The organism is Streptomyces sp. NPDC087845, from assembly GCF_044742755.1.
Classification (GTDB): Bacteria; Actinomycetota; Actinomycetes; order Streptomycetales; family Streptomycetaceae; genus Streptomyces.
The window spans coordinates 538,898-563,994 of the sequence record NZ_JBIUVC010000003.1 but is presented as its reverse complement, the minus strand read 5'-3'; the positions used below and the strand labels follow the sequence as shown (position 1 = coordinate 563,994).

Sequence of the window (25,097 nt, the reverse complement as noted above, 5' to 3'; positions counted from 1 at the left end):
TCAGTTCTCCTGGGAAGTACCGGTGTAGTCGAGGCCGCGCCCGCTCTGACCACGCGTGCGCAGGTAGACGGGTTTGAACATGGCTTCCTGCTCGGTGCGGCGGTCGAGCGTCATCCGGGTGCCCGGCGGGACGACGCTGATGGTGGAGCCCATCCCGAGACGCCCTTCGAGCGCCGCGGCCAGCTCTCCGGACCGCCGCCGGACTTCGGCGATCCCGGATTCCGTGGCTTCCAGCTCCAGGGCCAGACGGTCGCCGTCCACCTCGCCGGACCAGAAGACCGGTTCGCAGCCGTACAGCGCCCCGTACACGACGTCCTCGACATCGATCGGGAACAGCTCACGCCCGTGGACCGAGAAGCGGTCGGCCTCCCTGCCGTGGACCCGGACCTGCGGCCGGTCGCTGCCGCACGGACACGACGCGTCGGTCACGGTCACGATGTCCCCCATGCGGTACCGCACGATCGGCATGGCCCGGCGGTGGTACGAGGTGACGACCAGCTCACCCGTGCCGTGCGGGGTGCACCGGCCGCTCGCCATGTCGAGGACCTCGAAGCGGAAGCGGTCCGACCACAGGTGCAGGGTGCCGCACGCGCACGCGCCACCGAGCGTGGTGGTCTCCGTGGAGCCGTAGTCCGGGAAGAGCGTGACGGACCAGAGCTCTTCCAGGAAGCGCTTCTTGGCGGGGCTGAGCACCTCGCCGTTGACCACCGCCGCCCTCAGGTCCGGGAAGTCCTCGGCCGGGTCGAGACCGGCGTCGAGGGCCCGACGGGCGAAGAGCATCAGCTCGACGGGCATGCAGTAGGCGACCGTCACCCGGTAGTCGCGCAACAGCCGCAGTGCGCGGCTGTACGGCATCAACTCGGTCCGGTTGCCCGCCGGGACGACCGTGGCACCGGCCCGCTGCGCCGCCCCGTGCATCTGATGGGCGGTGGTCAGCATCGAGTACGGCGTCTTGACGAGCACGACGTCCTGCTCCGTCAGCGCGACGCCGTTGAACAGCATCCGCTCCAGCCACTCGTCGATGTCGCCCCGGGTGAAGTACGCCGGAGTGGGCTCGCCGGTCGTACCGCTGGACTCGTGGACGACCGCGATCTCGGACCGCTCGACGGCGAGCAGGCCCTCCGGATAGGCGAGGCGCAGATCGTCCTTCGTGGTGAACGGCAGCCGGGCGAAGAGCCCATCCGACCAGTCCGCCGGATCGACGCCCGCGTTCCGGTACTTCGCCCGCAGGTACGGCGCGTTGCGGTAGGCGTGGCCCACGATGCCGGCCAGCAGGTCCTGATCCGTCATGTGCTTCCTCCCTTCCTGGTGCGTGTGACGCGGCGGATGTTGCCCCCGAGGACCGCCGGCAGATCCGCTTCGGCGACGGCCAGGGCGAGTTTGGTCAGCTCGACCCTCGGGTGCTGGATGGGGAACTCCGAGCCGAACACGACCCGTTCGGCACCGAGCGTCTCCACCGCGTTCTTGATCACGAAGTCGAATCCGCCGGACGTCTCGAACAGCACGTTCTCGGCGCCCCGGATCTCCTGCGCGGCGTCCAGATCGAAGTTGCCGCGCCCGGCGTGCCCCAGGATGAATGTCACCTCGGGGTTGCGGCCGGCGAGTCGTGCGTACGACTCGACCGAGAGCGCACCGTTGCCGATGCAGTGCGAGTAGACGGGCAGGCCCCGCTCCGCCGCGAGGTCGACGTACGACTGGACCCGGGGGTCGAGATGACCGATGCCGTGCACCCCGGGGGCGAACTTGATCCCGGCGCACTCCTCGACGAGCTTCCGGTCGGCCTCGCCGGCCGCCCGGTGCGGGTTGACGAAGCAGAAGGCGGCGAGCGAGGGTTCGCCCTCGATGGCCTCCAGCAGCTCGGCGTTGTCGGCGTCGACGTCCCGGCCGGGACCTTCCGTCACGATGGTGTGGGACAGCTCCATGGGGGAGACGACGCCCCCGGCGACCAGGAAGGCCGCCGAGACGTTCTCCGCCGCCATGGTGGCGAGCAGTCGCGGTACCAGTGCCCGATTGGCGTGGGCATGGGCGTCGACCACCTCGATGCCGTCCCATGCGTCACTGCTCAATGATCAGCTCATCCACTTTGACGCCCACGTGCCGGCCGGGCTCCTGGGTGAAGCCGAACACCTCGTCGCCGGGCTTGAGTTCGGTGATGTTGCGCGGCTTGGAGTCGGTGCCGAACACCCGGACGTGCCAGTCCTCCTGCATGATCGTGGTGATCCGGGTGCCGTCCGGGGCCTCCGCGATGATCTGCAGCATCGGACGCCGCTCGATCTTGACGCGGCCCACGGTGACCGGACGTGCCGTGCCGTCCGTCCGGACCGCCAGCACCTCCATGCCGGCCCGCAGGTCGGACAGGTACCACGTGCGGTTGTCCGGTGCCAGTACGTACATCTGCAGGGCACCCGCGTTGACCCGGAACGGCCGGGTCGGCATGTAGGGCAGCGGGTGGGTCTCGCTGGTGGCGAGAATGCCGCCGCCGGAGAAGCAGCCGAGCAGCACCCCTTCGTCGAGCCCCATGTACGAGGTGAAGTCGAGGCAGGCCCGGTCGCCCATGCCCACGTGCCGGGTCTCGATGATCGTCAGCTTCTGCAGCTGCTGTCCGTGGGTGCGCTGTGCCGCGACGAGCACCTCGTGGAGACGGTGGACGGCGGTCAGATCGTCGACGTCGACGAGAACACCGTCGGCACCGATCTCCAGGACACCGAAGACCACATTGGCCTCCACACTGTCCCGCACACCCATGACCGTCTGGCAGCCGTGGTTCTGCGCGTCCGCGAGGACGATCTCCAGCGGGATCTTGGTGGTGTCCTTGAACGTCACCAGCAGGAGCTTGACCACACGGGTCATCTCGACGGCCTGCTCCAGCGAGCGCGGGTCGACGACGTCGACCGAGGCACCGACCGGAATGCCGATCCTGGACTCGTTCTCGACGAACCAGTTGCTGGCCACGACCGCCGCGTCCAGCACGAGGACGTCGTAGTCCTTGCGGATCCGGTCGAGCTTCTCCTGGGACGGGACACCGGAGAACAGCTTGATCTTCTGAAGACCGGCGGGCACCAGCGACAGGTGCTCCTCGTCGATGACGACGCCGCCCCCGTCGCCGTGCAGGCGCTGCACGGCCTCGAAGATCTCGGCGGTGTCGGGGCGTCCGGCGATCTTGCGGAAGTCGTGCCAGGTGTACTTCTTGCCGGGGGGCAGCGGGGCCTGCACGGGGGCCGGCTCCGCGACGGTCGCCTTCTTGGCCGGTGCCGGAACCCGCTGCTTGTTCGAAGCGGCCTTGGTCTTGTCGTCGATGACGTCAGTCATGTTCGCCTTCTGTTCGATGAGAGGGAGAGGAGAGGAGAGGGAGAGGAGACGGTCGGAGCGGAACGGCCGGACGTTGCGGCTCACACGGCCGCGAGCGGCGCGTCGCAGGAGAGGTGTTCCTGGTAGGCGGCGTAGACCCGGTCCGCGGACCACCCGTGGTGGATGAGCTTGCCGAGATGGCGGGTCAGGGCCGTCGTGTCGGGCGACTCGAAGATGTTGCGGCCCATCGACACCCCCGCCGCGCCGGCGTCGAGCGCCTCGGCCACGGTCGTGAAGAGCTTGCGCACGTCTCCGTGCGCCGCCCCGCCGGCGATCAGGATCGGGACCGGGCAGCCCTCGACGATCCGGGAGAACGTTTCGGGATCCCCGGTGTAGTGGCACTTGACCAGATCGGCGCCGAGTTCGGCCGCCATCCGGGCCGCGTGGCCCACCTTCACGGGGTTGTGCTCGTCCTCCGGCGAACTGCGGACGTACACCATGGCCAGCAGGGGCACCCCCCACAGGGCGCACTCCTCGGCGATCTTGGCGGTGTCCACGATCTGCTCGGGCTCGGTCTCGGTGCCGGCGTTGATGTGCAGGCTCACCGCGTCCGCGCCGAGCCGCACCGCCTCGGCGACGGTGCAGACCGCCACCTTCCGGTTGATGTGGGCGCCCAGTGAGGTCGAGGCACTCATGTGCACGATCAGTGCCGTCTCGGGCCGCAGGCTGCCCTGCACGGTGGGGACCAGCCCCTTGTGCAGGACGACACCGTTGGCGCCTCCGTCGGAGACCTGTTCGACCGTCGCGGCGATGTCACGCAGCCCTGTGGTCGCGCCGACGCTGATGCCGTGGTCCATGGGAACGATCAGTGACCGTCCCGCTTCGGACATCAGGCGGCGTGTGCGCAGACTCTTCCCCTCGTTCAACGTTGGTTCCCCTTGCTGTAGAGCGGTTTCGGGGTTCCGAACCCGCGGGATCCTTGGTTCTTCCGTGCGAGCCAGGCGCGTTCGTCGGGCGACATGTCCTGCACGGTGATGTAGCCGGCGGCCTCGGCGCCGCTGACCAGGTCGTGGCCCTCGCGCGTCTGCACCATGAATCCGGACCACTTCAGTCCGGGGGTGTCCAGGCCACCGACGGAGACGTCGGCGTAGGCGGCGTGCCAGCGGCGGCAGCCCTGGCAGGAGGGGGCCGTCTGTCCGGCGAGCAGATAGCCCAGGTACTGGCCGAACGGGGTTCCGGTGGAGCCGTCCGGGGTGCTGACGCTGAATTCGAGCCTGCCGTCGCGTCGTGTGTACCCCATTTCCGTGACCCGGGCCGGGTCGACTCCGACGGCGGAGATGAAACGCTCGGTCCCTTCGGTACGGAAGTTGTTGCCGCACCACAGTCCGACCGCGTGGGTGATGGCCCGCACCGCGCGGCGCGGCCCTTCCTCCAGCCGGTCCTGGGCCGCCTGGAGCTGCCGCAGCGATTCGATGTGGCAGGGCAGCCCCACGAGCATGACCCGCTCGTGTCCCTCCTCGGCGATGCGGTCCAGCACGGAGAGTGTGGGGCTGAGCGCGTACTTGGGACCGCTCGCCGCGATCACCTCGCCGCGCGTGGTCGCGATCAGCGGACGCGGTTCCCAGGCCGAGTCCCCGCCGAACCCCGTCATGACCACTCCGTCGACGCGACCGGACTCCAGGAGATACAGCGCGAGCCCGGTCGTCAGTCCGCCCGAACCGGTCCGGGCCAGCAGCTCGGGGTCGGTCAGCCGGCCCACCAACTGCCGTTCCTCATCCGGACGGTGGTCCGCCATGTAGTCCTGGAGCACCGTGCCGCCCGCCCGGTTCTCCGGGCAGACGTCGAAGCACACCCGGCAGCCGGACGCGCAGGACCCGTCGATGACCGGCTGCTCCTTCGCGTACGAGAGCACGTCGACCGGGCAGGCCGGTACGCAGGCACCGCAGTAGCTGCACAGGTCGGTCTTGAGGACCGCGTGGTGGAGGTCGGCGAAGCCCGTTCTCATCGCAGGCCCGCGCGCTCCGCGGCCGGATCGAAGAGCCGCTCCACCGGGAGGAGCTTGCCCGACGCCGGCGGTACGAGAGCGTCCACGACCCGGACGTCCACCGAGGCGCCCTCACCGAAGACGGGGGTCACCCGCTCGGCGACCCGCTCGGCCAGCCCCGGCGCGCTGTCCGGCAGCGGCACCACGGACACGGTCACCCGGTCGAGGGTCTCCTGCACCAGACGGAAGCGCCGGACGCCGCTGATCGTCTCGAACATCTCCATGAAGACGCCCTGCGGGACCGGTGCGACACCTGTCTCGGCACGCCGGTAGAGCAGGGTGTTCTCCCGGCCGAGAAGCTCCTTGACCACGGGAAGGCTCCGGCCGCAGGCACAGCCGCCGGTGCTCACCGACATCAGATCGCCGAGCCGGTACCGGATGATCGGCAGGGTGCGGTGCCAGTAGGTGCTGATGACGATCGACCCGAACTCACCCTCCGCGACGGGGCGGTTGTCCTCGTCGAGGATCTCGATCCGCATGCAGTCCGTGTTGAGGTGCATCGAACCCTGCTCGCACGTCCAGCCGATGTAACCGGTGTCCGTGGAGCCGTAGAGGTCGAAGATGCGCACGCCCTCGAAGGCCGCGAGCGCCCGCCGCTGCACATCCCGTTCCAGCGTCGCGCCGGTGTTGATCAGTGCGAGCGGACGCCAGGAGAAGTCCGGATTTGCCTCCTTGTACTCGGTGAGCATGCGCAGCGTCGAACCGAAGCAGGTGAGTACCTGCGGGTTGAAGTCCGCCAGCTCCGCCGCGGTTTCCTCGACGGTGACCGCGCGCCCCTCCCGCAGGACCGGAATCATGCGGAAGAACTCGGTCGGCAGATGCTGCTGCATCTTGTACCCGATCATGTGGGCTCCGGTGACGATGATCGCCGCCGACCGCAGCGGGCCCTGCGGCTTGATCCCGGCCAGGATCGCCCGCATGAAGCGGAAGTACTGGGCGCGGATGTGGGCCTGCTCGCGCGGGTCGTAGACGAAGTAGCCGGGCTTGCCCGAGGTGCCGGCGGTGCTGACCACCAGGAGGTCCGAACCGTTGAACGGCTCGTCCACCAGGGACCGGTCCGACAGGTACTGCGCCACGTGCGGGAAAGAGATGTCCGTCCGGGTCCTGAGCATGTCGAAGTTCTTGAGCAGGACGGACTTGTCCATGAACGGCAGATCGGCCCAGCGTTCCGGAGAGTTCAGCAGATCGTCAGTCGGGTGATGGCGCAGGATATTCGCGAAGTAGGGCGACTCCTGCCGTGCAAATTCTAGTTGTGCGCGCATGAGATGCCGCTGGCGTGCCGCGAGTTGTTCCGCGGACAGGCTTTCGTTCTCCTCCAGGAAGTTGTAGACCCCCAGGATGGAGGACTGTCCCGCAATCATTCGGTCGCGTATGACGTCCACTGAAACCTGCTCCTCCACTGGCTGATGTGCTCAAGTATTGGCCGGGGAACAGGAGTGGTCCGCTGCGCATTCTGGACGGGAAACGCGCGAGCTTGCGTCTTTGGGAAGCGGGGCCCGGACGGGCACCGTGAAAAAGGGGCAGGGGCCCGGCGAATACGCCCGGCCCCTGCCCCCTATTTCCGCTGCCCCTACGGCGGCGCGATGAGCTCCCGTCAGCCGTCGATACGCTTCAGCACGACGACCGGGAAGAGGCGGTCGGTCTTCTTCTCGTAGCCGCGGTAGACCGGGAAGAGGCTCACATGCCGTTCGTACAGCCGGGCCCGCTCCCCGCCCTCGGCCTCGGTGGCCAGCGCGCGGAAGGTCTGCGGCCCCTGCTCCACCGTGACTTCGGGGTTCACCAGCAGATTCCGGTACCAGTCGGGATGGCCCGGGGCGCCGCCCTTGGCCCCCACGACGACCAGGTGACCCGCATCGGTGGTGTAGCCGAGCGGGCTGGTGCGGGGAAGCCCGGAGCGTGCCCCGGTCGTGGTCAGCAGGAGCAGGCCGGCGCCCCGCTCGTCGGGCCCCTTCTCTGCGCGGTTTGCCCGGTATTCATTGATAATTGGGATATTGACCTCGGCCCGCGTACCGAATCCCCTGGCGGTGCCGCTCTGTCCGGTCATCAAAGTGCCCCTTCCATGTATGTGTCGCGGCAAACGGTAGTCGCCATTCCGTCCGTGTGTCACGGTGTGCGCAACCGGGAAGAGGTGTCACGGAGACTGCGTCGTTGGGAAGTTGATCAGTGCGGATGCTCCCGGCAGGCTGGGCGGGAGGTCCTTCAGAGCTTGTTGACAGGGGAAAGGAAACCGTTGCGGATGAGTGCTGCGACAAAGACCGAGAAGGAACCGATAGGTCATTTGCTGACCCCTGTATGGGGCTTCATTCTGGCTATGACGGTCTCGGCGCTCGACTCGACCATCGCGGGAACCGTAACTCCCACCGTTGTCGCGGAGTTCGGACATGTGGAGTTGTCGGCCTGGGTGTTCGGCAGCTATATGCTCGCGCTCACTGCTCTGCTCCCGCTCTACGGAAAATTCTCCGACCATTTCGGCCGGAAGCGCATGATCTATATAGGCATCACCATCTTCCTGGTGGGCTCCGTATGGTGCGGAGTCGCCCAGGGGATGGTCGAGCTGGTGGCGGCGCGGGCGGTGCAGGGCCTCGGCGCGGCGGCGCTCTTCCCCATCGGCATGGCGGCCATCGGGCTCCAGTTCCCGCCGCGGCTGCGCAGCAGGCTGCAGGGCGTCTTCGCCTCCGTGTTCGGTCTGAGCAGTCTGCTCGGCCCGCTGGTCGGCAGCGGGATCGGCGAGTACGTCGGATGGCGGTGGGCGTTCTTCATCAACCCGCCGCTGCTGCTGATCGCCGCCTGGCTCATCCACCGCAACTACCAGGAGCACCGGACCGAGGCCACCGGGCAGAAGGTCGACATCCTCGGCGCCGTCCTCATCACCTACTCGATCGCCGGGGTGCTCTTCGCCCTCTACGAGGCGGGGGAGAAGCGGGACCTGGGGGAGTGGACCGTATGGGCGGCCCTCGTCACCGGCATCGCGGCGTTCGTCGTGTTCCTGATCGTCGAGCGGAGGCACGCATCACCGATCATCCCCCTCTCGCTGTTCTCCAACAGCACCCTGACCGCGGCGTTCGTCGTGAACTTCGTCATCGGCCTGGTGATGTACAGCGCGATCTTCTTCGTGCCCGTCTTCGCCCAGGGGGTCACCGGCGGCTCGATCGGGAAGACCGGGCTCACCCTCTTCCCCTTCCAGGTCGCCAGCATCGTGGGCAGTCTCTTCGCCGGCCGCGCCATCTTCAAGGTGGGCATCCGGGCGATGGGAATGCTCTCCATGTTCCTGCTCGCCGTCGGATTCGGCACCCTGATGACGATGGACACCGGCACGTCCGCCTGGACCACCGCCGCGTACACGCTGCTGATCGGGGCGGGCACCGGGGTCGGTCTGCCGGTCCTCATGATCGCGGTCCAGTCCGCGCTGCCGCCGCATCTGATGGGCATCGGATCGTCGATCACCCAGCTCGCCCGTGAGTTCGGCGGCATGATCGGGGTGAGCATGCTCGGTGTCCTCCAGTACTACCTGTTCGTCAACGAGACCAAGCAGCTCACGGGCCAGGCCGAGGAACTCGTCAGGCAGGCCGGACCGCGGGGCGTCAGCGAGATGCTCTTCTCGGAGAAGTCCGCCTTCCCCGCCGACCTGGTGGAACTGCTCCGCTCCGGCCTCAGCTCGGCCCTCACCAGCGTCTTCATGGTCACCGCGATCATCTGCGTGATCGGCGTCCTGGTGAGCACCCGGCTCGCCAAGGAGATGCGGCGCCCGGGGCCGCCCCCCGGCGTCCGGCCCGCCGGAGCCGCCGCTCCCGGGGGCGGCGGCGCCCCCGCAGGCCACAAGTGAGGAACCCATGACCGACACCAGAGTCCCCGTACTCATCGTCGGCGGTGGCACCGTCGGACTCGCCACCGCCCTCTTCCTCGGCCGCCACGGCATCCCCGCGCTGGTCGTGGAACGCCGACCCGGACCGACGAAGCATCCCCGGGCGCTCGGCATCAACGAGCGCACCATGGAACTCTTCCGCGAAGCCGGCCTGGAGCGGGACATCGCGGCGGCGTCCGTACGGCCCCGCACCGCGTCCTGGCGGGACTCCGTACCCACCCTGGCCGAGGCGTCCTTCCCGCCGGGCGGTGGCCCCCTGGACTTCCGCAACCCCGCGCTCGCCGCCGTGACCCCCGTCGAGGTGGCGGGCAACTGCCCCCAGGACCGGATCGACGCACTGCTCGCCCCGGCCGCTCGCGCCGCCGGAGCCACGGTGCGCCACGACGCCGCCGTGACATCCGTGGAGTCCCACGACGACGGAGCCGTCGTCCGGTTCGCCGACGGCAGCACCGTGCGCGCCGACTACGTGGTCGCCGCCGACGGCGCGTCCAGCACCGTCCGACGCGCACTCGGCATCGGAGCCGAGGGCCCCGGCGTCCTCGGCGTGCCCAAGATGAACATCGTCTTCCGGGCCGATCTGTACGGCAGGTTCGGCAGCATCCCGTTCATGACCGACATCACCGCGCCCGGCGCCTGGGCCGTGCTGATCACCGTCGACGCCGAAGAACGCTGGATGCTGCACGTCGACTACGACCCCGCGAAGGGCCAGGGGCCCGAGGACTTCACCCAGGAGCGGTGCGAGCAACTGGTCCGCGCCGCCATCGGTGTGCCCGACGTGGACGTGGAGATCCTCAGCACCGCCCCGTGGCGGCTGACGGCCCGCGTCGCCGAACGGTTCAGGGACGGCCGGGTCTTCCTGGCCGGCGACGCCGCCCACACCATCCCGCCGCTCGGCGCCTTCGGCATGAACACCGGAATCGCCGACGCCCACAACCTCGCCTGGAAGCTCGCCCAGGTGCTGCGCGGCACGGCGGGCGAAGGGCTCCTGGACACGTATCACGCCGAACGGCACCCCGTGGCCGCCTTCACCCTGCGGCAGGCCATGCTCCGGCTGAAGAACCCGGCCCTGCACTGGAACCCGTTCGCCGGGGCGCAGCGCCAGGAGGCCGGGGTCGCCAACACGCCCCTGGTGCACCTCGGTTACCGGTACGACTCGGCCGCCGTCGTCGATCCCCGGCCCGAGCTCCCGTCCACCGAGGACATCGCCGTCTCGCTCGACGGCGCCCCGGGCTCCCGCCTGCCGCATCACTGGGTGACCGTGGCCGGCGAGCGCGTCTCGACCCTCGACCTGGCGGCCTCGCGCTGGACGCTGCTCGCCGGACCCGACGGCGGCGACTGGTGCGAAGCCGCCGAGAAGATCGCGGCGGCGGCCGGGCTCGATCTCGGCGTGCACCGGGTCGGCGGAGACGGCGCCGCGACCGGCGACCCGACGGCCGACTGGGAACGCGCGGCTGGTATCGGCGCCTGCGGCGCACTCCTGGCCAGGCCCGACGGTTTCGTGGCCTGGCGCAGCCGGGACGGCGCGCCGGACCCCGGCCGAAGCCTGTCCGCCGTGCTGTCCGCGGTTCTCGACCGACCCGACTTCGAACCGAGCCGTGGTGCGCAGTGACACCCGGCCCGCCCCTTCCCGAGGAGCCCACCGTGATGGAAGCCGTTTCCTACACCGCCCAGTGGACCGCCGCGGCCCGCGCTCTCGAAACCGAGCGCGACGACGCGCTGTTCAGCGACCCGTACGCGCGGACCGTGGCGGGCGACACCGGATTCACCCTGCTTGAGCGCTACGCGAGTCCGGTCACCGTCGAGTATCTGGCGCTCCGCACGGCCTATCTCGACCAGGTACTGCTGAACTCGCTCACGGCACACGACATCGATCAGGTCGTGTTCGTCGCCGCGGGCATGGACACCCGCCCCTACCGGCTGGACTGGGGCCGCAAGGCTTCCGTGTTCGAACTCGACCGGGCCGCGCTGCTGGAGGTCAAGGACGAACTGCTGGCCGGCGCCGAGCCGGCGGAAGGGCTGACCCGTACGACCGTCGGTGTCGACCTGGCCGGTTCCTGGGAGTCGGCGCTGCACGACGCCGGGTTCAGCGGTGGGGCGCGCACGCTGTGGATCGTCGAAGGGCTGCTGTACTACTTGGAGGAGAGTTCCGTACGCGGACTGCTCGCCTCCCTGGCCCGGCTCTCCGCCCCCGGGGCGCTGGTGGCCGGCGACCTGATCAGTACCGCGGCGCTCAGCAACCCGGTGGCCCGCCCGTTCATCAAGGCGCTCGAGGAGGACGGGGCCCCCTGGCTCTTCGGCACCGATACGCCGGAGGAGCTGCTCGACGAGTGCGGCTGGAGTGTCCGGGAGATCAAGCAGCCGGGCGAGGAAGGCTCCGGCCGTTGGCCCTATCTCGTCCTGCCGCGCCAGGTGACGGACGTTCCGCGCAACTTCCTCTTCACCGCCGAACTGATCTGATCCCAAAGGGTAGTTGTCCGGCACCAGCGCCGGGTTCACCGTACGCCGAAGGCGGGTGGGCCCGGCGCTCCGTCGTCTGCGGGGTGCGTCACGGGCGTGAACCTAACAGGCGTTGGGTCAACATGTCTAGACCAACTCGTCTCGCTGAAAGTGTGCACTGGCGCACCATGCGTAATGGTCGTGTGACCTGGGGCACAAGATCCTTGACAGTCGCCGGGCGGTTGTCGAAAGCTCGTTCATCATTGGTCTGGACCACGATGAATGGGCGGGGTTCATGTTCGAGCCGGCACGTGCTTCCGTCGTGGGCGCGTATCTTCCTCCAGATGAACGTCCTTTGGATGCAGCGCGGTTGGCGTTCGTGCCGGATCCTGTCGCCGAGGCGGAGGCCCGGGTGCGCGAAGGCCGGGGGAGCCGGTGAACCGGCAGGCCCCGGACGTGCGGCTGGCGTTGTGCGAGCTGTGGCAGGCGTTCGGCGGCATCGCACTGCTGAGCCGGTACGGCTCCGACGTGCCCTGGCCGCATTCGGCGTGGGCCCGTGAGGCGTACGGGGCGCTGACGCCGCGCCTGAGGGCCGTTGTCGCGCTGGCCCGGCCCCGGGGGCGCATCCCCTCGTTCCTGACCGCGGGCGTCACTTCGCGCAGGTCGAGCATCGCCGGTGAGCTCGACGGCATCGCGCGCACGGCGCCCGGACTGGTCCGCGACGAACTCGCCCGGGAGTACCCGCGGGCGTTCGCCGATCCGCTGATCGCCGCGCTGATCCGTGATCCCGAGTCGCAACTACGCTATTTGGCCGTGGAGTTCGCCAACTTCTGGCGGGCCGCCATCGAGCCTCGCGGGGTCGGTCTGGCGCGTTCTCTGGAGGAGGAGATCCTCTTCCGCTCGCGCACCCTGGCAATGAGCGGGGGAGCGGCGCTGCTCCATGAACTCGGACTGCCTCGTGAGCGGACGGACGGCGCGGACCGCCTGACCGCCGTTCCGATGCTGCTCGCGGACGGCACCCACTGGTGGTCCGTGGCCGAGGGGCGGACGGTGGTCTCCTTCGCGGCACGGGGAGCGGGCCTCCTGCGCGCGGAACCGAAGCGGGACGGCGCGGACCGGCCGCAGCGTGCGGACCGTCTGGCGATCCTGCTGGGCCGGGGGCGTGCCTCCGTAGTCCGTGAACTGGCCGTACCCATCACCACATCCGCACTCGCCGACCATCTGGGACTCGCCGCCAGCACGGTCTCCCAGCACCTCGCGGCCCTGGTCTCCGCCGGCGTGGTGCAACGCCACCGGGCGGGCACCCGCGTCCTCTACGAACTCAACCGCGAGGGCATGGCGCTGGCGGAGTGCCTCATGAATCGACAGCCGGCGGACGGTGCGGAACTGGCGCACGGACGCGGCGTCGGGTAGCGCGACCGCCTCGGGTTCCGGCCCGGATCCCGGTAGCGGATCTCCGCACCGTCATGATTGGCATGGGCATGTCGATCATGGTGATGGGCAGTCAATTGATGGAAAACGGCCCCTTCTTCGGGTCGAGGCCCGATCATGGCCTGATTCCTCGCGGCGCCCACGCGCACGCAGGGCGCAACTGCGGCGATTCGGCGTGCACCGAAAGGGTTGTTGCCTGCCCGGCGGTCGACAAAAGTCGAGGTGGGAACTGCTCGACCGGAGGACCGCGAAGACGTGAGCAAGACACTGGGAACCGTCCACTTCCACAAGCCCGAACGCGTCGCCGTACCGACCTGACACGGTGCCCGGCGCCCGGTCGCGCCAGACGGAAGGAAGGGCCTCGGCCGTCCCCGGCTCCCGCGGTCACCGCAACACCGTCCGCATGACCCTCTGACAACACCGTCCCTGCCGGTGTCGTGATCCTCGACGACGAGGCGGCGACAGCCGGCACGCGCCGCGGTCCCGCCATCGCTCTGCCATGGCCGGGCGACCGGGCCACGTCAGTCGCTCGGCCCCGCTGAGAGCCACTGAGAACTTCGAGCCCTGGAGTGATTGCATGCCGACGCCCGACCCCTATCTGCATCGAGCCCCCTCGGGCCGTCCCTACTTCAGCTCCGACGGCGAGGCGTATCTGGCCCGGACGCCGTTGAGGGACATCGTCAAGTCGCGAGAGCTCCGCGTGCTCTCCGAAGAGGACTACACCTTCTGGCAGACGTACGGCTACGTCATCGTTAAGGAGGCGATTCCCGCCACCGCGGCGAAGCGGCTGCTCGATTTCACCTGGGACTTCCAGGGCCTCGATCCCGCCCGGCCCGACAGCTGGTACGAGGACAGGCCGTTCCGGTCGGATCTGGACAGAGAGCTGCACGTCTACGGATTCGTCGAGGCGTACCACCACCAGCTCCAGTGGGACAGCCGCCAGGCGCGGCGCGTCTACGACGCGTTCGTCGACGTCTGGGACTGCGAGGAACTGTGGGTGACCCTGGACCGGCTCAACCTCAACCCGCCCAACGTCAAGAACCGCGACCGAGCCCTCATCGCCCCCACGGACAAGGGCTTCGACATCGAGCTCCATTGGGATGTCGACACCACACTCGGTGTTCTGCCGCAACGGGTCCAGGGGATCATCGCGTTGAACGACACCCGGCCGGAGCTGGGTGGTTTCCAGTGCTCGCCCGAGCTGTTCCGGCAGTTCGAGGAGTGGAAGGTGGCTCAGCCGACGGACCGGGATCCGATCAGGCCGGATGCCGACCGGGCGGACTTCCCCGTGGTGCGACCGGAGCTCAAGGCCGGCGACCTGCTGATCTGGAACGGTCTGCTCGCGCACGGCGTGGCACGCAACACCTCGGAGAACGGGGTGCGCGCGGTTCAGTACCTCTCGATGATGCCCGCCCTGGAATCCCACGACGCGCTGCGGCGGTCCAGGGTCGAGTCGTGGCGCCGTCTCACCACGCCGGACTGGAACAAGACGCTGGTCGGGGACGTGACGAGACACGAATCCCTCAGGTACGGCACCGCCGCGCTGGACGGACTCGGCGAGAAGCTGCTGGGACTCACCTCGTGGACCGGACAGGAACCCGAACGCTCGACCGGAGAGCCGGCATGCGCAAAATCTGCCTGACCCTTCCCACGAACAGGGCCTGCGCCGCGACGATTTCGGCCCTGGGCGAGGAAGCGGACTACGCGGCCGGTCACTTCGATGTCGAGGTGCACCTGCTGATCCTGGACTCCTCCGACGCCGAGGCGTTCGCGGAGCACGCCGGAGTCCTCGGCAACTCCCGCCGCGCACCGAACGTGATCGTGCACCACCTCGACGAAGCGGAGCAGCGGGACTTCCTCCGGCGGGTGATCCGGCGTTCCGGTGTCAGCAAGCCGGAGCTCGTCCTCGACCTCATGCTTCCGGCCGGCGTCTCCTACGGTGCCTGCACCAACCGCGCGTTCCTGATCGGCAGCGCGCTCGGGTGCCGGTCGATCCACCGCAGGGATTCGGACAGCACCTATCAGGTCCTGAACGGTGAGCCCGTCTTTCCCATCCACCACGAGCTCACCTCGCTCGGAAAGGCCGCGATCGACGCGGCGCACGGCGTGTCCGAAACCACGCTGTCCCCGGAGCACGCACACAAGCCGGTGGTGATGGTGGGCAGCTCCTTCGTCGGTGAACTGTCGGTGGACATCGGTGAGATCGCCCGGCTGGACGGCGACATCTACTACGACGTCGTCAGCCTGTGGGCCCCTCGTCAGTGGTCGGACGAACAGAAGAGGGAACTGGTCGACGAGTCCTTCAGAGGGGCGGGCAACGAGCCGTTCGTCCGCGATCATTCGATCCTGGCCCATGTCGACCCGATGCGCGTGGACATGTGCAACATCTCCTTCCGGCACGAGGTGTACGAGCGCGTGCCGCTGCCGCCCGCGACGGACACCATCGGCAGCGACTACTTCCTCATGCACCTCGTGCACGACGGCACGCTGCCGGGCGTCCTGCACAACCGCAACATCGTCAACTTCTACACGGCCGAACGCAGAACCGACACGGGCTTCCTGGCCTATCAGATGCGGTTGACGAAGTTCTTCCTGTCCATGCTCTACTTCAACTTCATCTACGACAGGATGGCGGCGGCCGGTGCGTCACTGCTCGACGACCGGCATCACGTCCGGCCGGACGCCGTCGTCGAACTGGTCAGGGAGAGCGCCCGGCTGGACCGCGCGGAGAACGTGCACCGGCTGAGCGTCCTCGACCGTTCGTATCGTGAACTGGGCGGCAGATACGCCGAGTTCGCCGATCTGCTGGCGGCGCGCGGTGGACGACTGCTCGACGAGGCCCAGGAGGACATCGAGGACTTCGCCCTGCTGATCGAGGCATGGGGGCCGCTGATGCGGGCGAGCGGGTCCACCGGTGTCCGCCGGTCGAGCCGGTAGCCGGGCCAGGACCCATACGATGCGACTGAACGCGGACATGCGCGCCGCCCTGGCGGCGGCCACCGAGGACCGGATCGTCTTCGACCTCGGCGGGATCGAAGCGCAATACGAAGCACTGGTACGGGAGTTGCCGGCCATCTCCGTCCGATTTGCCATGAAGGCATGTCCGGTGGACGAGGTTCTGGCCTGTCTGGCGAAGAAGGGGTCCGGCTTCGACGCGGCGAGTCCGGCGGAGATCGCGCAAGCCATCAGGACCGGTGTACCGACCGGCAGGATCCATTACGGCAACACCATCAAGTCCGACCGCAACATCGTCGACGCGTACCGGCTGGGCATCCGGGACTTCGCGACCGACAGCCTGGAGGACGTGGCCGCGATAGCCGCCCACGCCGCCGGTTCCCGGGTCTTCTGCCGGCTCGCCACCAGCGGTGACGGGGCGCTGTGGGGGCTCAGCCGGAAATTCGGATGCTCGGGGACCGACGCGGTGCGCGTGATGGAAGCGGCTCGGTCGGCCGGTCTGACACCGTCCGGCCTGTCCGTTCACGTCGGCTCGCAGCAGATGACGTCCGAGGCCTGGCAGGACGCGTTCGATCACCTCGCCGAGGTGATCACGGCCCTGAACCGGCGAGAGATCCTGCTGGACCATGTCAATCTCGGCGGGGGCCTCCCCGCACTCGGATACCTCGACAACCGGGGCAGGCCTCTGGATCCCCCGGTGGACAAGATCTTCGCCGTGATCCGGGAGGGAATGCAGCGGCTCGGAGAAGTGTCGCAATCCCCTCTGGAATTCCGCATGGAGCCGGGGCGCCATCTCGTCGCCGACCACGGTGCGATCAGAGCGCATGTGTCCCGGCTGTCGTCCAGGCAGCAGAGGGACGGTGAACGGCAGCACTGGCTGTACCTGAGCTGTGGGAAGTTCAACGGCCTGTACGAGATGGACCAGTTGCAGTACCGGCTGTGGTTTCCCTCCCACACCGACGCGCAATGCGTGCCGGCCGTTGTCGCGGGGCCCACGTGCGACAGCGACGACGCCTACGCCCATGAGCACCGTCTCGTCTCCGTGCCCGAGTCGCTCGCGTCGGGGGATCCGGTCTGGGTCCTCTCCTGCGGTGCCTACGTCACCAGCTACATGACGCAGGGGTTCAACGGGTTCGACCCGCTTCCGTACACCTGGACACACGGAGAACGCCACGGCGGGCCTTCCGGTGCCGAACCAGCCCCGGAAGGGCAGGAGTAGATGATTCACGACGTACGCATACGGCACATCTCCGAAGGCGACTGGGACGGCATCACGGCGCTGGAAGCCGGGGTGTACGCCAAGGACGGGCTGTCGGAGGGGCGGGCCGCGCTGAGGTCCAAGGCCCACGCCTCGCCGGCCACGTGCTTCGCGCTGGACGTCGAGCGGCGGTTGGCGGGCTATCTGCTGGCGTTGCCCTACCCGGTGTCCGAGTATCCGGATCTGAACCGGGCGGAAGGCGTCGTCTTCCATTCGCGCAATCTGCATCTGCATGATCTCGTCGTCGCCGAGGAGTCTCGCGGCAGAGGGCTGGCGAAGCGTCTCCTGCGCCACTTCACAAGAACGGCCGCGGCAAAGGGATACGAGGAGATCTCTCTGGTCGCCGTCTCGGGCAGCGACACCTTCTGGTCGGCGAACGGATACACGGCCCGCCATGAGGTCGCACCCCCGGCCGGTTACGGCGCGGATGCGGTGTACATGTCCAGGACGGTGCCGGGCGGCGGCCGTACCGGGAAGAAGACCAACCTCGCCCACGACCTGTTGTACGGGGCACCTCTCGAAGACGAAGTGGGCTGATTCCCTGTGTTTGGCGTTCGTGATGAATTCCGCCGGGCGCAACTGGCGATCGCGGCACTGTTCTGCTTCCTCGGATTCCAGTACGCCACCTGGGCCTCGCGGCTCCCCGCGATCAAGGCACGGCTCGACCTGACGGAGGCAGAACTGGGCCTTCTGCTGATGGCCTGCGGTGCGGGCGCGGCGGCATCGTTCCCCCTCGTGGCGGTGTTGATGAAGCGGCTGGGATCCCGGCGCCTCGCGCTTCTGTCGGCCGTCTGCCTGAGCCTGCTCCTGCTCGCGCTGTCCGTGGCACCTAACTACCCGGTCGCACTCGCGGTCATCTGCTGCGACGGCATCGCGGTGGGGAGCCTGAACGTCGCGATGAACGCGCAGGGTGCGGCTCTCGAAGTCACGTACCAGCGAACCGCCATGGCGAAGCTGCACGCGACGTTCAGCGCGGGTTCCTTGTTCGCCGCGCTGCTCGCGTCCGGCATGAACATGGTGACGTCGGCCATCGCGGCGCATTTCGGTGTGGCCGCCGTCCTCCTTCTGCTGCTGGTCGGACTCACCCGGTCGGGACTGCTGACGGAGGACCCGCAGGCTCAGAAGAAGAGCCGCCGCAAACTGACCCTGCCGTCCCGCGTGACGATCTGGATGGGCCTCGCGATGGTGTTCGGCACGGTGACCGAAGGCGCCATGAACGACTGGTCCGCGCTCTACATGAAGGACGTCGTCGACGCGGCCCCGTCGCTGGCGCCCATGGGCATCGCGGTCGTCTCGGTCATGATGGTGCTGGCTCGCATCTTCGCCGACGGCTGGCGCAGCCGCTGGGGCGACGGACGCATCGTCCGGGTCGGCGGCGCGGTGGCCGGTGCGGGACTGGCACTGGCCCTGCTGGCCGGTGGCGTGGTGCCGACGCTGATCGGATTCGCCTGCGTCGGTCTGGGCGTCGCGGCCGTGACACCGTGCATCTACGTGGCCGCCGCGGGACAGGGCACGGACGCACTGGCCCTGGTCGCCGCCATGGGAACGACGGGCCTGCTGGCCGGCCCCGCGGTGATCGGCTTCATAGCGAGCGCCGGCAGCCTGGTGTGGGGCATGGGCGCCGTCGCGGCCTCGGCCGTCCTCGTATCCCTGTGTGCCACGCAGATCCGCTGGCCGAGCCTCGCCGAGACGGAACCCGATCCCTCGGTTGCGACCTGAGCGGTGCCACATCGGTCCGATATGTGACAACTGTGCCGGTATGCACCGTTCCTCGGTGCGAGAACGCCGTCGGAAGCACCGGGGGCACTGGCGGAACCCCGCACACTTTGGGCAGGCTTCGGAGACGATGCAGAGGATGGATCGACCAGCCGGGACGAGGGAGAACATGATCGAGAAGATTCTGCCGTCGCGGGTCGCGGTGGCCGAGGCGCTCTTTGACCCGTCCGACGCGGTGCTCTTCCCCGGCGAGGAGGAACTGATCCGCAACTCCGTGGAGTCCCGGCGCAAGGAGTTCACCACCGCGCGCTGGTGCGCCCGCCGCGCGCTGGGCACGCTGGGTCTCGCGCCCGCGCCCATCCTGAAGGGCGAACGGGGCGCGCCGATATGGCCGGGCGGAGTGGTCGGGAGCATGACCCACTGCACCGGCTACCGGGCCGCCGTGGTCGCCCGCCGGGAGGACGTGCTCTCCGTCGGCGTGGACGCCGAACCGCACGAGCCGCTGCCCGACGGGGTGCACGAGACCATCGCCCTCGCGACGGAACAGCGGCGCGAGCGCGAGTTGCGCGGCATGTCCCCCGAGATCCACTGGGACCGTCTGCTGTTCAGCGCGAAGGAGAGCGTCTACAAGGCGTGGTTCCCGCTCACCCACCGGTGGCTCGGTTTCGAACAGGCCGACATCGTGCTCCACTCGAACGGTACGTTCACGGCCGAGCTGCTGATCTCCGCCCCGGAGCCGGACCGGGCCACCGGGCCGGCGGCGAACCCGGCCCCGACAGGGTTCCGCGGCCGCTGGCTGGTCGCGGACGGTCTCGTGGCGACCGCGATCGCCGTCGAGAACGAGCCGGACACGCCCGCCGGGTAGCGCGGGGAAGGCGGAGACGACGAGCGCCGCCGCTCCCCTCGTCCAGGATGCGGGTCCACCCGTACGCTCTGTCCGCATGAGCGGAGATCACATGAGCGAAGACCGCAGGCGTGCACGTGAATTGGGCATCCCGCTGAGCGGCGAGCCGGGTGCCTGGAACGCGATCACGGACGTACCCGGTGTCGAGGTCGGGTACGTCACCCTCGTCGAGGGCGAGGACGTGCGCACCGGGGTGACGGCCCTCCTGCCACGCGGCCGGGACGGAGTCGGTACGCCCTGCGCGGCCGGCTGGCACTCCTTCAACGGCAACGGGGAGATGACCGGAACGGCCTGGATCGAGGAGAGCGGATCGCTCGCCGTCCCGGTGGTCATCACCAATACGTACGCGGTGGGGCCGGTGCACCGGGGTGTGGTCGAGTGGGTACGCGCCAACCGCCGCGACATGGCGCCGGAGTGGCTGCTGCCGGTGGTCACGGAGACCTGGGACGGCCACCTCAACGACATCCACGGCACGGCCGTGGAGCCCCGGCACGCGGCGGCCGCGATCGAGGCGGCCGGGTCCGGCCCGGTCGAGGAGGGGTGCGTCGGCGGCGGAACCGGCATGCGCTGCTACGGCTTCAAGGGCGGCTCGGGGACCGCTTCGCGGGTGGTGGAGTACGGCGAGGACCGCTACACCGTGGGCGCCTTCGTGCAGGCCAACTTCGGCGCGCGGCGCGAACTGGTGGTGGCCGGCGTGCCGGTGGGGCGCGAGTTGTCCGACCCGGTCGGGGAGACGGCGCCCGGACCGGTGCCCGGTGGGGAGCGGCCGGTGCCGCCCGGCGCGGGATCGGTGATCGTGGTCGTGGCGACCGACGCACCCCTGCTGCCCGGACAGTGCAAGGCGCTGGCCCGCCGGGTCACGCTGGGCCTGGCCCGCACCGGCACCACCGGCAGCCACTTCTCCGGGGACCTCTTCCTGGCCTTCTCCACGGCCAACCCGTCCGCACTGACCAGCACGTTTCCCGAGGACGACGGCAGTGCACCGTACGAGTCGATGCGCTTCGTGCCATGGGGCCGGATGGATCCCTTCTACGGGGCGGTGGTCGAGTCGGTGGAGGAAGCGGTGCTCAACGTGCTCACCGGCGCACACGCGATGACCGGCCGGGCGGGCCACCACGTCCCGGCGCTCCCGCTGGACCGGGTGACGGAACTGCTGGCGGCGCGGGATCGGTGACGCGGTACGCGGGCCCGGCGGGGAGAGACAGGCGCGCGGCGCGGTGGTCACTGGTCTCGTACAGGTTCGTCGGCCATACTGCCCGCCGTGGAGCAGCGCATAGATCCGAACACCCAGCCCGGGTACGCCGCAGGGACTGACCCGGCGTACATCCCTGGTCTCACGGCCCCCGCCCCTGCCGGTACGCCGGATACGAGCCGGGAGCACAGAGCCCAGGAAGAGAAGGACGAGGAGCGGACGGACCAGGAGCAGACAGGCGAGGAGCAGACGACAGGCCAGGAGCCAAGTGGCCAGGAGCAGACGGACGAGCGGGTGTCCGACGCGGCCGCTCCCGACGACGCCGTCACGGAGGCGGTGTCCGAGGGCGCCGCGGCCGACGGCAAGGAGGCGGAGGACGGCCCCGTATTCGAGGTGAGCGACCGCCGTGGCTCGATCACCGCGGACCGTGAGGGGGTCCGGTTCCGGCTGGACGATCAGGAGGCCGATTTCCACTGGGACGAGATCGGTGCGGTCGAGGTGAAGACCCCCCGGTTCGGCCGCCGGTTCACCGTCACGGTCCACATGTCCACCCGCCGGTGGTTCAACGCCGAGGTCGAGGCGCCGGCCAGGAGCGACCTCAAGAAGTGGGCGGAGGAACTCGACGCGGTCCTGGACGTCCACTTCGAGGAGTCCTGACCGAGGCGGTGCCGGGCGGGAGGGCGGGCCGGCGGTCATGACGGCCGTCGGTCCCGTCGCGGCCGCGGGCCCCGTCCCGGCCGCCCGGCCGGGCCGCGGCCACGGTGGACGCCCGTCCGCGGGGCGCCGTCAGACGCCGCCCCGATGTGCTCCGCGGAGCGCATCGAGTATGCAGGGCCAGGCCGCCGTCCCGAGTGCGGCGTCCGCCGTCGGCGTGCCCCCGTACAGGAAGTGCGCGGAGGCCGCGGCCGGACCCTCGCCCGGAAGCCGTGGCCGGTGACCCGCGTCGGGGCTGCTGATCACCCGTACGGGCCGGCCGGCCGCCCTGCGACGGGCGGCCAGCTCCTCGGCCCAGGGCAGCGAAGGCCACATCGCGTCGTCCCCGCCCGCGACGAGCACGAGTTCGGCGGCGGACCTCTCCACCGCGATGGCCGCCGCGTCGACGCGGTCGGCGAACGTCCGCCGACTGCGCTCGTACCAGTCACGGACGGCGACGGGAGCGCCCGTCGGCGGTGTGGGCACCGGTGCCCAGGAGTCGTCGTACGGGACGAACGGCAGCGGTTCGCCCCGCCAGGACCAGGAAGACCGGCAGGGCCGGTTCCGGCCGTCCCGGCCGGGGCCGACGTTCGCCCAGGTCGTCGAGGTGGGCGAGAGCGCCACCACCGCGTCGACACCGGACAGCAGCACGGCCAGGTGCAGGGCGGCCTCCGCCCCCTTGGACACACCCAGGACGCCGATCCGCCGGGCACCGCCCGCGCGGAGCACCTCGATCGCGGACCCGAACGTCTCCAGCGGGACTTCGCAGATCCCGGGCGGCTGCCCGGGGCCGCCGAACCAGCGGATCGACAACGCGGTCATGCCCTCCCGGGCCAGGATCCGGCACCGCTCGTCCTCGATGCGTCCACTGGACCCGGAGAGCACGAGCACCCCGACGCCGCCGCGTACGGGGCCACGCGCGGGCATGGCGAGGAAGCCCTCATGAACGCGGGCGTCCCCGTCCGCGCCGCCGAACGTGCGCTCGACGATGTCCATCGGGCGGTCAGGCGTCCGCGAGGACCACCGAGCGGGTCAGGTGGCGCGGACTGTCCGGGTCCAGGCCGCGGGCGGCGGCGCGGGCGATGGCCAGCCGCTGGACGCGGACCAGCTCGGCCAGCGGGTCCAGGTCGCTCTCCACCCAGCGGGCACCGGTCGCGAGCACCTGCTCGGCGAGCCCCTCGGGGGCGGTGCCGAACATCCAGGTCGCGGTGCCGGTGGTGGCGATGCTGATGGGGCCGTGACGGTACTCCATCGCCGGGTACGCCTCCGTCCAGGACAGCGACGCCTCCTTCATCTTCAGTGCGGCCTCGTTGGCGAGCCCCGCCGTCCAGCCGCGTCCCAGGAAGGTGAACTGGGTGCAGTCCAGCAGACCCTCGGGCAGCGGCTCGGCCAGTGCGGTCTCCGCGTCGCGGGCCACGGCGTCGGTGTGCAGACCGAGGTGGGCGCGGAGCAGGGTGAGCAGGGTGGTCGCGAACCGGGTCTGCACGACGGACTGCTCGTCGGCGAAGTCGAGCACGACGACCTCGTCGGCCGACGTCATGACCGGGGTGTCGGGGTCGGCGGTGATGGCCACGGTGCGGGTGACACCGCGGAGCCGGTCGAGCAGGGCCAGCACCTCGGTCGTGGTGCCCGAACGGGTGAGGGCGACGACCCGGTCGTAGCGGCGGCCGAAGGGGAACTCCGAGGCGGCGAAGGCGTCGGACTCGCCCTGCCCGGACTCCTCACGGAGCGCGGCGTAGGCCTGGGCCATGTAGAACGAGGTGCCGCAGCCGACGACCGCGATGCGCTCACCGGCGGCGGGCAGAGCGGCGGCCTGGGTCTGGGCCAGCTCGGCGGCGCGGCGCCAGCACTCCGGCTGACTGGCTGTCTCGATCTCGACAAATGACACTTTTGCACTCCGTACTCGTAGTGAGATGCTCGTTTGCGCACGCTATACGCGATCTACGAGCATTATCAAGCATTCTGCGTGCAGGAGGCTTGACTGGGCGGAGCCTTGTGCGACGCTTGCGCGTGTCCGGTGACCGTACCCAAGGGGATGGGTGCCCGAAGCCCGGGCCCGTAAGGAGAGTTCTCTTGTCCAGGGATGCCCGGTGGAACGCGCTGCTGGAACTGGTGGGTAAGAACGGCCGGGTGGAGGTCGAGGACGCCGCCGCCACGCTGGATGTCTCGGCCGCGACCATCCGCCGCGACCTGGACCAGCTCGCCGAGCAGCAGCTGCTCACCCGCACCCGCGGTGGCGCGGTCGCGCACGGTGTCAGTTACGAACTGGCCCTGCGCTACAAGACCGGCCGCCACGCCCCCGAGAAGCAGGCCATCGGCCGCGCCGTCTCCGAACTGGTGGCGGTGGGCGAAGTGGTGGGGCTGACCGGCGGTACGACACTGACCGAGGTGGCCCGTTCGCTGGCGGTGCGCTCCGACGTCGTCGGTGACACCGCGGCGGGGATGGGCGGTCAGCCGACACTGACGGTGGTCACCAACGCCCTCAACATCGCCAACGAGCTGGTGATCCGGCCGCAGATCAAGATCGTGGTGACCGGCGGGGTGGCCAGGCCGCAGTCGTACGAGCTGACGGGCCCGCTGGCCAGCGGCGTACTGGGTGAAATCACGCTGGATGTCGCCGTGCTGGGCGTCAACGCGATCGACACCGAACGCGGTGCGTACGTCCACCACGAGGGCGAGGCCAGCATCAACCGGCTGCTCGCCCAGCAGGCGCAGCGGGTGGTCGTGGCGGCCGACTCCTCGAAGATCGGCAAGCGGGCCTTCGCCAGGGTCTGCGATCTCGGGCAGGTCGACTTCCTGGTCACCGACAAGGGCATCACGCCCGAGGCGACCGCCCGCTTCACGGAGGCCGGCGTCACCGTCATCGCCGTCTGAACAGCGCCGACGCAGCGGCGGGTTGCCACCATCGAGGTGGCGGCCCGCCGCTTCTGCGTGCTGCGTGCTGCGTGCTGGGTGCGGGTCGTGCGGAGGGCGCGAGGATGGCGCCCTGCGGGTGCTTGAGAATGTCGGTACAAGTGATCTTGAACGCATGATCGAGCATGGTGGAGCGCCCGCGGCCCGGACGCGGGGTCACGAGCAGGGCCTCCTGACGGTCACTTCGGTGGCGCTTACATGCTGCTTCTGTGCCCTATTTCGGGTCTTGGGTGGTCGCTCGCCGTGTTCGTGGCACCCGTATAGAAACTTTTTCTGTGTCAATAGATGTTCGTTACCTCTGTGAAATGAACAACTCTTGCCATCCGGGTGCACCGTCGTGAACTATGTGCCTGTCGCCGCGAAGGAGCGCCGGTCGCACACCCACGGTGGTGCGGGCCGTCTCCA

Annotated in this window: 22 protein-coding genes; 13 read left to right on the top strand and 9 right to left on the bottom strand. The window is 69.4% G+C overall.

Annotated elements, in window-relative coordinates:
* The 7 genes from ACIOMQ_RS11610 to ACIOMQ_RS11580 all read right to left on the bottom strand — a co-directional run bounded on the left by ACIOMQ_RS11610 (nt 1) and on the right by ACIOMQ_RS11580 (nt 7,376).
* Nucleotides 1–1,290, bottom strand: coding sequence for a phenylacetate--CoA ligase family protein (locus tag ACIOMQ_RS11610; protein WP_402188734.1), 1,290 nt, complete (start codon nt 1,288–1,290; stop codon nt 1–3).
* A complete protein-coding gene (locus tag ACIOMQ_RS11605) occupies nt 1,287–2,066 on the bottom strand; it encodes an amidohydrolase family protein (protein WP_402188732.1) in 780 nt (259 codons plus the stop codon). Before ACIOMQ_RS11605 ends, ACIOMQ_RS11610 begins: the two co-directional genes overlap by 4 nt.
* Entirely contained in the window at nt 2,056–3,309 is a 1,254-nt protein-coding gene (locus ACIOMQ_RS11600; RefSeq protein ID WP_402188730.1) for a 3-dehydroquinate synthase II, read from the bottom strand. The genes ACIOMQ_RS11605 and ACIOMQ_RS11600 overlap by 11 nt, the downstream gene beginning before the upstream one ends.
* An 80-nt stretch (nt 3,310–3,389) precedes the next feature.
* Nucleotides 3,390–4,214: a class I fructose-bisphosphate aldolase family protein gene (locus ACIOMQ_RS11595; protein ID WP_389801843.1), complete on the bottom strand. Its 825-nt coding sequence runs from the start codon at nt 4,212–4,214 to the stop codon at nt 3,390–3,392.
* Nucleotides 4,211–5,293, bottom strand: a complete 1,083-nt coding sequence (locus ACIOMQ_RS11590) for a Coenzyme F420 hydrogenase/dehydrogenase, beta subunit C-terminal domain (protein WP_402188728.1) — start codon at nt 5,291–5,293, stop codon at nt 4,211–4,213. Before ACIOMQ_RS11590 ends, ACIOMQ_RS11595 begins: the two co-directional genes overlap by 4 nt.
* On the bottom strand, nt 5,290–6,714 hold the full coding sequence (locus tag ACIOMQ_RS11585) for a phenylacetate--CoA ligase family protein (protein ID WP_402188726.1): 1,425 nt from the start codon (nt 6,712–6,714) through the stop codon (nt 5,290–5,292). The genes ACIOMQ_RS11590 and ACIOMQ_RS11585 overlap by 4 nt, the downstream gene beginning before the upstream one ends.
* Before the next feature lie 212 nt (nt 6,715–6,926).
* On the bottom strand, nt 6,927–7,376 hold the full coding sequence (locus ACIOMQ_RS11580) for a nitroreductase family deazaflavin-dependent oxidoreductase (protein ID WP_402188724.1): 450 nt from the start codon (nt 7,374–7,376) through the stop codon (nt 6,927–6,929).
* Nucleotides 7,377–7,568: 192 nt separating this feature from the next.
* On the opposite strand from ACIOMQ_RS11580, the gene ACIOMQ_RS11575 reads away from it, so the two are divergent.
* The 12 genes from ACIOMQ_RS11575 (at nt 7,569) to ACIOMQ_RS11520 (ending at nt 21,743) form a co-directional block, all read left to right on the top strand.
* Nucleotides 7,569–9,155, top strand: a complete 1,587-nt coding sequence (locus tag ACIOMQ_RS11575; RefSeq protein ID WP_402188722.1) for an MFS transporter — start codon at nt 7,569–7,571, stop codon at nt 9,153–9,155.
* A 7-nt stretch (nt 9,156–9,162) separates the two neighbouring features.
* Entirely contained in the window at nt 9,163–10,803 is a 1,641-nt protein-coding gene (locus ACIOMQ_RS11570; protein WP_402188720.1) for an FAD-dependent monooxygenase, read from the top strand.
* A gap of 35 nt (nt 10,804–10,838) precedes the next feature.
* Entirely contained in the window at nt 10,839–11,651 is an 813-nt protein-coding gene (locus ACIOMQ_RS11565; RefSeq protein WP_402188846.1) for a class I SAM-dependent methyltransferase, read from the top strand.
* A 414-nt stretch (nt 11,652–12,065) separates the two neighbouring features.
* Complete coding sequence (locus tag ACIOMQ_RS11560; protein ID WP_402188718.1) at nt 12,066–13,043, top strand: ArsR/SmtB family transcription factor; 978 nt, start codon at nt 12,066–12,068, stop codon at nt 13,041–13,043.
* A gap of 595 nt (nt 13,044–13,638) precedes the next feature.
* Nucleotides 13,639–14,703, top strand: coding sequence for a phytanoyl-CoA dioxygenase family protein (locus ACIOMQ_RS11555; protein ID WP_401936211.1), 1,065 nt, complete (start codon nt 13,639–13,641; stop codon nt 14,701–14,703).
* Entirely contained in the window at nt 14,685–15,998 is a 1,314-nt protein-coding gene (locus ACIOMQ_RS11550) for a DUF6271 family protein (protein WP_362202012.1), read from the top strand. Before ACIOMQ_RS11555 ends, ACIOMQ_RS11550 begins: the two co-directional genes overlap by 19 nt.
* 19 nt (nt 15,999–16,017) lie before the next feature.
* A complete protein-coding gene (locus ACIOMQ_RS11545; RefSeq protein WP_362202009.1) occupies nt 16,018–17,235 on the top strand; it encodes a type III PLP-dependent enzyme in 1,218 nt (405 codons plus the stop codon).
* Nucleotides 17,236–17,811, top strand: a complete 576-nt coding sequence (locus ACIOMQ_RS11540) for a GNAT family N-acetyltransferase (protein WP_402128846.1) — start codon at nt 17,236–17,238, stop codon at nt 17,809–17,811.
* A gap of 6 nt (nt 17,812–17,817) precedes the next feature.
* Nucleotides 17,818–18,993, top strand: a complete 1,176-nt coding sequence (locus ACIOMQ_RS11535) for an MFS transporter (RefSeq protein WP_401263598.1) — start codon at nt 17,818–17,820, stop codon at nt 18,991–18,993.
* Between the two features lie 166 nt (nt 18,994–19,159).
* A complete protein-coding gene (locus tag ACIOMQ_RS11530; protein WP_401263599.1) occupies nt 19,160–19,855 on the top strand; it encodes a 4'-phosphopantetheinyl transferase in 696 nt (231 codons plus the stop codon).
* A 91-nt stretch (nt 19,856–19,946) separates the two neighbouring features.
* The gene (locus tag ACIOMQ_RS11525; protein WP_362202245.1) at nt 19,947–21,068 is read left to right on the top strand and encodes a P1 family peptidase; all 1,122 of its coding nucleotides are present in this window, start codon (nt 19,947–19,949) and stop codon (nt 21,066–21,068) included.
* 87 nt (nt 21,069–21,155) lie between these two features.
* Entirely contained in the window at nt 21,156–21,743 is a 588-nt protein-coding gene (locus ACIOMQ_RS11520; RefSeq protein WP_362201997.1) for a hypothetical protein, read from the top strand.
* A gap of 129 nt (nt 21,744–21,872) precedes the next feature.
* Here the strand turns inward: ACIOMQ_RS11520 and ACIOMQ_RS11515 are convergent, their stop codons facing one another.
* Both ACIOMQ_RS11515 and ACIOMQ_RS11510 read right to left on the bottom strand, forming a co-directional pair.
* Nucleotides 21,873–22,775: an acyl-CoA thioester hydrolase/BAAT C-terminal domain-containing protein gene (locus tag ACIOMQ_RS11515; protein WP_402188715.1), complete on the bottom strand. Its 903-nt coding sequence runs from the start codon at nt 22,773–22,775 to the stop codon at nt 21,873–21,875.
* A gap of 7 nt (nt 22,776–22,782) precedes the next feature.
* The gene (locus tag ACIOMQ_RS11510; protein WP_362201991.1) at nt 22,783–23,667 is read right to left on the bottom strand and encodes an SIS domain-containing protein; all 885 of its coding nucleotides are present in this window, start codon (nt 23,665–23,667) and stop codon (nt 22,783–22,785) included.
* A gap of 185 nt (nt 23,668–23,852) precedes the next feature.
* On the opposite strand from ACIOMQ_RS11510, the gene ACIOMQ_RS11505 reads away from it, so the two are divergent.
* Nucleotides 23,853–24,653: a DeoR/GlpR family DNA-binding transcription regulator gene (locus ACIOMQ_RS11505; protein WP_362201988.1), complete on the top strand. Its 801-nt coding sequence runs from the start codon at nt 23,853–23,855 to the stop codon at nt 24,651–24,653.
* Nucleotides 24,654–25,097 lie beyond the last annotated feature (444 nt).